Source organism: Psychroflexus halocasei (assembly GCF_900107595.1).
GTDB classification, from domain to species: Bacteria; Bacteroidota; Bacteroidia; order Flavobacteriales; family Flavobacteriaceae; genus Psychroflexus; species Psychroflexus halocasei.
Genome location: NZ_FNQF01000005.1, coordinates 279,733 through 287,743, shown reverse-complemented (window position 1 = coordinate 287,743; position 8,011 = coordinate 279,733). Strand labels below are relative to the sequence as shown.

Annotated in this window: 9 protein-coding genes; all 9 read left to right on the top strand. The window is 32.8% G+C overall.

Features of this window, described 5'->3' with window-relative positions; all coding sequences use genetic code 11:
• The first annotated feature begins 662 nt into the window (after nt 1-662).
• Nucleotides 663-1,331, top strand: coding sequence for a ferredoxin reductase domain-containing protein (locus tag BLV84_RS08245; RefSeq protein WP_093244193.1), 669 nt, complete (start codon nt 663-665; stop codon nt 1,329-1,331).
• Between the two features lie 78 nt (nt 1,332-1,409).
• A complete protein-coding gene (locus BLV84_RS08240; protein ID WP_093244192.1) occupies nt 1,410-2,360 on the top strand; it encodes a YihY/virulence factor BrkB family protein in 951 nt (316 codons plus the stop codon).
• Between the two features lie 325 nt (nt 2,361-2,685).
• Nucleotides 2,686-4,497: a cbb3-type cytochrome c oxidase subunit I gene (locus BLV84_RS08235; protein WP_093244191.1), complete on the top strand. Its 1,812-nt coding sequence runs from the start codon at nt 2,686-2,688 to the stop codon at nt 4,495-4,497.
• Nucleotides 4,498-4,507: 10 nt separating this feature from the next.
• Nucleotides 4,508-5,521: a cbb3-type cytochrome c oxidase subunit II gene (locus BLV84_RS08230; protein ID WP_093244190.1), complete on the top strand. Its 1,014-nt coding sequence runs from the start codon at nt 4,508-4,510 to the stop codon at nt 5,519-5,521.
• A 39-nt stretch (nt 5,522-5,560) separates the two neighbouring features.
• A complete protein-coding gene (locus BLV84_RS08225) occupies nt 5,561-5,779 on the top strand; it encodes a hypothetical protein (RefSeq protein WP_093244189.1) in 219 nt (72 codons plus the stop codon).
• The gene (locus BLV84_RS08220; RefSeq protein WP_234953119.1) at nt 5,766-6,206 is read left to right on the top strand and encodes a cytochrome C; all 441 of its coding nucleotides are present in this window, start codon (nt 5,766-5,768) and stop codon (nt 6,204-6,206) included. Before BLV84_RS08225 ends, BLV84_RS08220 begins: the two co-directional genes overlap by 14 nt.
• 161 nt (nt 6,207-6,367) lie before the next feature.
• Nucleotides 6,368-6,709: a cupin domain-containing protein gene (locus tag BLV84_RS08215; protein WP_093244188.1), complete on the top strand. Its 342-nt coding sequence runs from the start codon at nt 6,368-6,370 to the stop codon at nt 6,707-6,709.
• Between the two features lie 26 nt (nt 6,710-6,735).
• Entirely contained in the window at nt 6,736-7,152 is a 417-nt protein-coding gene (locus BLV84_RS08210) for an OsmC family protein (RefSeq protein ID WP_093244187.1), read from the top strand.
• A gap of 122 nt (nt 7,153-7,274) precedes the next feature.
• Complete coding sequence (locus tag BLV84_RS08205) at nt 7,275-7,988, top strand: SDR family oxidoreductase (RefSeq protein ID WP_093244186.1); 714 nt, start codon at nt 7,275-7,277, stop codon at nt 7,986-7,988.
• Nucleotides 7,989-8,011 lie beyond the last annotated feature (23 nt).

The window sequence follows — 8,011 nt, the reverse complement described above, 5'->3', positions numbered from 1 at the left end:
CTTTTAAATATCTTAAATAGACTCTACAACTATTTATTCAAATCTCTCCAAATAAAAACTCAAAATTAACTTCTAGTCTTAATGCTTCATTATACTTCTAAATACTATCTCTAGCATCTAAAATTGTCAATCCAATATGTCAATGAACTTCTTTAAAAATTCTTGATAAACCCTCAACATTCCTGCCGATAAGTTCTGTTATTTTGCGGGTGCAAATGTAAAACTAATTTTTACTTTGACAAAATGTTTTTGAAAAATAATTTTTTATTTTTTTAAAGCCCTTTTAAAAACTTAAACAAATAAAAAGATCTTAACTCTTAAAACCCTTCTCAAACACCCAACTCTCAATGATCGTGCAATGCGTTATTGCGGGTGCAAAACTACAACCTTTTTCCATCTAAACAATGAACTTTTTTAAAGAAATTTGAAATATTTTTTAATCAGTAGAAAATCAAAGAGTTAGAAATGGAAATATAATCTTATTAAAAGGGTACGGTATATATGTACACTATTCACGCCATTATAGAAGCAAGAATTATACTTATTCATTTTAATCATAAATTAAATTTGGATCAAACATCAATTCAAATCTTGTTAAAACACTTTTAATTAGCCTAAATCTTAAAACATACTATCATATATTTATTGTAAAAATAAATATTATGGAAAAGAAAGTAAGGATAAAACAAATCATTCAGTTAACTCACGATGTTAAACAAATATTCGTCGAAAAGCCTGATGGATACAAATTCACTCCTGGCCATGCAACCGAAGTGTCTATAGATAAAGATGGATGGAGAGACAAAAAAAGGCCCTTTACATTCACTAGCTTAACAAACGAGGATGAATTGGAGTTTGTTATTAAAATATACGAAGATCATAATGGCGTAACAGAGCAAATCAATCATCTCAAACCTGGTGATAACTTAATAATTAGAGATACTTGGGGAGCAATTTCATACAATGGTAAAGGTTACATCATTGCTGGTGGAGCTGGCATCACACCTTACATAGCTATGCTAAGAGACCTCAATGAAAAAAACAAATTAGAAGGCATGCATCTCATTTACTCTAACAAAACAGATCACGATATCATTCTTAAAAATGAATTAGATCAATTATTGGGTGATAATGTCACTTATGTGATCACAGACCAAGCAGATACAAAGCACAAAAAAGGGTTTATTGATGAAAATTTCCTGAAAAAGAGCATCGATAATTTTGATCAGAACTTTTACGTTTGTGGACCTCCAAAAATGACAGAAGAAGTAGGCGATATTTTGAATAAGCTTGGAGCGTCAACAAATGCAGTGACTCTAGACGATCAATAATTATAAATCTTACTTTATTATTTTTAATCAAAGATTCTATGAATTTTTGCACTTAAACATTCCTCACTCTATCATATTATGAAGAAGAAGTTAATCGTTCTTAAAAAAACTTATCAAAATTGGATTAAAAACGATCCCTTTCAACACAGTGCCGTCATAGCTTATTATACTTTATTCTCACTGCCATCATTATTAATGATTGTCATTGCTATAGCTGGATATTTCTTTAAAGAATCTAACGTTGAAGAAAAGCTAATCTCGGAAATTAGTAAAATTACTGGAGCAGATACTGCTGAATCAATTCGGTTAATGATTGATAGTGCAGGTCTTGATCAAGGCAGTACTTTCTCTATTATTGTAAGTGTCGCCATACTTTTATTTGGTGCGACAGGTGCTTTTTTTCAATTAAAAATAGCAATGAACAATATATGGAGTGTGCGAACCAAAAACAATAATATAAAAGGTATGATTTTAGACAGAATTATTTCTTTAGGAATGATTTTCTTTATCGGTTTTCTATTATTAATCTCCTTAGTTGTCACAACATTAATCAGTTTCCTCGGTGAGTATATCAATAACTTTGCTCCTGAATTGACAAATTATAGTCTGCAAATTATCAATTTCATCTTGAGTTATATTTTTATTGGTTTTTTATTTGCCACCATCATTCGTTTACTTCCTGATATTAAAATTAAATGGAAAACAACATTTATAGGAGCCTCCATGACAACTATCTTATTCTTAGTAGGTAAATATTTATTGAGTTTTTATTTTAACCAAAGTGACCCTGGCTCCGTTTATGGCGGCGCATCATCCGTGATTTCTATTTTATTATGGGTTTACTATTCTTGTCTTATATTGTTTTTCGGTGCAGAATTCACTGTTCAATATGCATTATATCGAAATGAAGATATTGAGCCAAGCCGATTTGGTGAACCAGCATACGAGCAAGAAATGAAAGAATTACAGGAGAAGAAGAAAGAAATTGAACAAAACAAGAAAGATCTAGATAGACTCTCTTCTGATTGAATTTATAATTGAAAATAATCTATCATAAAAATTGATATAAAATATTCTCTGTTAAATTCTAAAATTATTTCTATAGCCAAGACAATAGATGGCTATCAAAAATGACATAACCTGTTGTCATTCTTCATTTTAAAATTGAGATGTATTTTTGAAGGTTTAGAATATTTTATGCATTATACAAATCTCCATTGACTTCCTATGATTTAAGTCATAAATAAGCACATTTATGCTTGATATTTTTGCTTACGATTTACTGAACAAGTTCAAAAGGCTTATTTTCTCAGTATATCATCAGTAATAAACTAAAGCTTCAATTGTCATATTTATGAAAGGTTATAAATTTCGTTTACTTTTTATCTTCTTCGGCCTCTCCTCTTTTATCCTAGAGGCTCAAAATACTAAAGCTACTGAAAATTGGGAAACAAGTCCTGGTATCATTGGGACAATAGTGCTTGTATTTATCGTTATTTTTATAGCAGTAATTATCTTCTTAGCAAAAATAAATGCGTTTATCGATAAGATGAAGCGTAAAAATATTGAGAAAAAAAGAATTGAATTTAGCGATGAACTCACCGATTTAGATGATGATGAAATTGATTCTATTTTAGAAAATAGAAAGAAAGCCCTCAAATATAAGCTTAAAGGAGACGAACTTGGTGGTAAAAACAAAGTCGTTGATAAAAAAGGTTTGGTTAAACGTGTCAGAAAAGATCCGAGTAATTCTTTTTTTGATCAAAAGAAAAAAACACCGCTGAGCATTGAAACCCCAAAAGAATTAAAAGAAATAGTAACCTATTATTTAGCTGCTGCAACTTTTTGGCTTTTATTTGGAACTTTTATAGGTGAGTACTTAGGTTTAAAATTTGTGTGGCCAGAGCTTGATAGTATCTCATGGTTATCTTTTGGAAGGTTGCGTCCAGTTCATACCAATACAGTTTTCTGGGGTTGGTCATCGCTTGCCATGATTGGACTAGGATATTTCGTCATTGCTCGAACTTCAAATAATCTAATTCATAGTTACAAAAAAGCAAAAATAGCTTGGGTGCTTATCAACCTGACTGTTATTTTAGGAAATATTGCATTGATGGCAGGCATTAATAATGGCGGCGGCGAGTATCGTGAGTACATTTGGCCAATCATGTTACTCTTTGCAATTGGTCTTATCATTACTTTTTATAATTTTTATAAAACTGTCGCCACACGAAAAATATCAGAAATCTATATTTCAAATTGGTTTATTCTGGCTGCTTTAATATGGACGATTGTTCTTTCAATCATCGGTTATTTACCATTTTATCAAGACGGATTGGGCGAGACAGTCATTCAAGGTTATTATATGCATCAAGGTGTTGGGATGTGGTTTATGACATTTACACTTGGTTTGGTTTACTATTACTTACCCGCAACCCTTAATAAACCCATCTACTCCTACTCTTTAGGTGTTTTAGCTTTCTGGACGCAAATGCTATTTTACACCATGATCGGGACACACCACTTTGTCTTCAGTCCTCTGCCTTGGTGGTTACAGACGATTGCAATTGTATTTAGTGTTGGGATGTTTATACCTGTTATTGCAGGTTCAACAAACTTCTTGATGACAATGCGAGGCAGTTGGAATCATATTTCTAAAAGTTATGTTTTACCCTTTTTCTTAGTCGGTGTTATTTTTTATTTCGTTGGTTCAAGTCAAGGGAGCTTTCAAGCCTTTAGGTTTACAAATTATGTTTGGCATTTTACTGACTTCAATGTCGCTCACTCTCATATGACGATGTACGGTATTATTGCTTTTTTACTTTGGGCTTGTATTTATACAATTTTGCCAAAACTCAATGGCAAAGAACCACCTCAGCTTTTAGTTGGTGCACATTTTTGGTTAGCGTTTATCGGACTTTTTGCGTACATGATTTCAATGATGGTTGGAGGTACTTTAAAAGGAATGAGCTGGATGGATGGTGAACCTTTTATTGAATCTGTCATTATGATGCAACCTTATTGGGTTTGGAGAGCCGTAGGCGGGTCTTTAATGTTCTTGTCTCATGTTGTTTTTGCTTACAACCTATATTATATGATAAAAAAAGAGCCTCAAAAGAAAAGTAAAAAAGTTGAAAAAATTAAAGGTGAATCTGTAAACGTTTAAAAGAAAGAATATGTTGGATTTTAATACAAATCATAAAGCTTTAGTTCTTACAGCATTTATTGTTTTTGTTGTACTGAGTTTTGGTGTTGCTATATTTCCTGCTAACGAAATGCAGAAGTATCAACCTCTTCCTGAACAAGAAGATTTAACCGAACAAGAGTTTAAAGGGCTTAAAATTTACAATGCTGAAGGTTGTGTGGCTTGCCATACACAACAAGTCAGGAATATAGAAATGGATCAGGTCTGGGGAAAGAGACCTTCAGTGCCTGAAGATTATCATTTTAGCAAAAAAAGATTAGATGTATGGCGCCAATCAGCTTCGGTGTTAGGAAGTGAAAGAACCGGTCCTGATTTAACCGATATTGGCAGAAGACAGCCTAGCGAATCTTGGCATTTATTACATTTATACAATCCGAGAGCTGTTGTGAAAGAATCTATTATGCCTAATTTTCCTTGGCTCTTTAAAGAAGTTGATAGCAATAGAGTTAAAGCTTCTGATGTTGTGGTTGCCGTTCCTGATGAGTTTCTAGATGATAAAAGCAAAAAAGTAGTTGCGACTGATGAAGCGATTCAACTTGTCGCTTACTTACAATCGCTTCAACAAGCTCAAATGCCTGAAAACAGCGAACCTGAGTTTATTCCTTTTTCTAAAAAAAATAAGAAAAGCAATGATCAAACCACTGAAGCTTCATCGGGATTAGATGGTGAAAAGTTATTTACAAGTACTTGTGCAACTTGTCATCAATCAACAGGCCAAGGTGTCCCTGGCGCATTTCCTCCTTTAGCAGGAAGTGAAGTTGTAAATAATAAAGATGCTAAGAAAATGATTCGTATCATTTTAGAAGGTTACGATGAAATGGAAGGCTATGCCGCTATGCCAGGTTTTGCAGAACAATTATCTGATGCTGAAATTGCCGCAATTATGACCTACGAAAGATCGCATTGGGGAAATGATGCGCCTGAAGTGACTGAAGATGATGTACGCAAAGTAAGAGAAGAGTTGGAAAACACTAAAGCACAATAAATCATTTATAAAAAAAGCATATTTCTTTTTCTGAGTTTCATGATAAGCAAACCAATATTTGCCCAACTATTTTGTGAAATAGAACCTGCTGCAAATGGAAATCCTGCCAAAACAAACGCATTTGTAGATGCTATCATTATTTGGATAGCTGTTGCTATTGTTTTGGTGACTTTATATTTGAGTATCAAATTTTTAGTCAAACCTGATGAAAACGATCCTAAACACATAAAAAACATTACGAAAGATGAAGGATTCTAATCACATAGAAGACAATCGCATCATAAAAGTATTTCTCGATGATGAGCCAAATCCATTTGCTGAGTTTGCGCCTCCTGTCAAATTTGTGCTCGACACAACTAAGATTCCTGACGGTAAGCATCAACTTAAAATTGTTGCTAAGTCGTCAAATCAAATTGAAGGTGTAAAAATTATTCCTTTTGAGGTCAAAAATGGACCCGAAATTTCTGTTATTGGCCTTAAAGAAAATGAAGTTATCGATACACAAACTTCAATCATCATTAACGCTTACGGCAGCGAAACCAATGATAAGTTTATCATTAAAGGTTCAGAAAACCCAAAGGCAATACCATCATGGATATGGGCGCTTCTTATATTTATTATTGCCTTTGGTCTTTTCTACTTCATTATGTATTGGGATCAAGATTTATATGAATCATTTTTTTAAGTGTCGTTTATCTTTAAAACTTTGTTGGAATTGGTTTACAAACTGATTTAAACAAAGTTTTTTAGCTTAATTAAATTCTTTCTAAATAAGTCAGGAAATGTTTATTCAACTAATTTATTTTTTGTAATTTTAAATCATTCTAAATAAGAAACATATCATTTATGAAAACAGCAGATTTACTTAGTAACATTGAATACAACGAAAAAAGACCAGCAATACAAGTGATGCTTGACACTGATGCAGGAAAAGAAATCAGAATTGCTTTTAAAGAAGGACAAGTGATGAAAGAACATAAAACACCTTTTCCTATAGTTGTTCAAATTGTTGAAGGCAGCATTGATTTTGGTGTTGAGGGTCAAATGCATCAACTCAAAAAAGGTGGATTAATTGCTTTAGAAGGTCATGTTCCTCATGATCTGAAAGCTACATCAGATAGCATAGTAAGGCTGAGTTTAAATAAAGCTGATAAGGCTGAACGCGTTGAAAATGTTGCAAGACATTAAATAACTATTTCAAAAATTAAATTATTATGAAACATATAGCACATGCCGTTTGGAGCGGTTCGGTTAAAGAAGGTGAAGGAAAACTCACCACAAAAAGTGAAGTTCTAAACAAAGCTTCATATTGTCATAACTCACGTTTTGGTGATGGCAAAAGTACAAATCCTGATGAGTTGATGGCTGCATCACACGCTGGTTGTTTTGCAATGGCGTTAAGCTTAATGCTTGGTGAAGCTGGTTTTACACCTGATGAGCTTAAAGTAACAGCGACTATAAAAATGGATGTTGATAAATTAGAACTCACTTCTTCTCACTTGGAGTTGAAAGCTAAAATTCCATCCATTGATCAGGATAAATTTATGGAATGTGCCAATAACGCAAAAGAAAATTGCCCAGTGAGCAAAGCGCTTAACCTTGAAATTACTTTAGATGCAGAGCTTTTATAGTTTATAAAAGTGCAATATACTTAACTACTTAAAAAGTCAATAAAGCTCTTTGTCGATTAACCAAAGAGCTTTATTAGTTTAAAGAAAGTATTTCCTATAAAGGATAATTTGAAACAAAGTTGATGAAAATAAAAAATAAAATAGCAGTAATTACTGGCACAAGTAAAGGTTTAGGAAAAGCTTGTACTGAAGCATTAATCAATAAAGGAGCTATTGTTTATGGCATTGCCAGAAGCGAATCGACATTGATAAAGATGCGAAAAAAATTAGGTGATAATTTTATTCCTGTTGTATTAGACTTAACTGATGAAACTGTTTTATCTGAATGGATTTCTAATACTTTTTCTGAAAAAAACAATCCTGATATTCTGATCAATAATGCTGGCTACGGCGTATTTCAAAAAATTGAAGATGTGACAAGTCAAGATTGGGCAACAACCATCAATGTGAATCTGAATGCAACTTTTTTTCTCACATCAAAATTAGTCAAGCTGATGAAAATTGATCAATCGCCTAAACATATTATCAACATTGGTTCTATCTTAGGACAAGTTGGCAGGCCTGAAGGCACAGCTTATTGCACAACTAAATTTGGAATTCAAGGTTTTAGTGAAGCTTTATCTAAAGAGCTAAGATACGATCAAATTAAAGTCACTTGTGTCAATCCAGGCTCTATTGCAACAGATTTTTTTCAAACTTCTGGCATTTCATCTCACAACAATATGCTTCAACCTCAAGAATTGTCTAACACCATTATTCATCTTTTAGAAACGCCTGATAACATGCTCATCAGCGATCTGACGGTAAGACCGCTTAATCCTAAAAAGGACGACTAATTTAACTTCTAAAAACTTACAAT

Excerpts from the sequence above, each read along its gene's own strand:
- BLV84_RS08245 (WP_093244193.1), top strand. The coding sequence starts at position 663 with ATGGAAAAGAAAGTAAGGATAAAACAAATCATTCAGTTAACTCACGAT.
- BLV84_RS08240 (WP_093244192.1), top strand. The coding sequence starts at position 1,410 with ATGAAGAAGAAGTTAATCGTTCTTAAAAAAACTTATCAAAATTGGATT.
- BLV84_RS08235 (WP_093244191.1), top strand. The coding sequence starts at position 2,686 with ATGAAAGGTTATAAATTTCGTTTACTTTTTATCTTCTTCGGCCTCTCC.
- BLV84_RS08230 (WP_093244190.1), top strand. The coding sequence starts at position 4,508 with ATGTTGGATTTTAATACAAATCATAAAGCTTTAGTTCTTACAGCATTT.
- BLV84_RS08225 (WP_093244189.1), top strand. The coding sequence starts at position 5,561 with ATGATAAGCAAACCAATATTTGCCCAACTATTTTGTGAAATAGAACCT.
- BLV84_RS08220 (WP_234953119.1), top strand. The coding sequence starts at position 5,766 with ATGAAGGATTCTAATCACATAGAAGACAATCGCATCATAAAAGTATTT.
- BLV84_RS08215 (WP_093244188.1), top strand. The coding sequence starts at position 6,368 with ATGAAAACAGCAGATTTACTTAGTAACATTGAATACAACGAAAAAAGA.
- BLV84_RS08210 (WP_093244187.1), top strand. The coding sequence starts at position 6,736 with ATGAAACATATAGCACATGCCGTTTGGAGCGGTTCGGTTAAAGAAGGT.
- BLV84_RS08205 (WP_093244186.1), top strand. The coding sequence starts at position 7,275 with ATGAAAATAAAAAATAAAATAGCAGTAATTACTGGCACAAGTAAAGGT.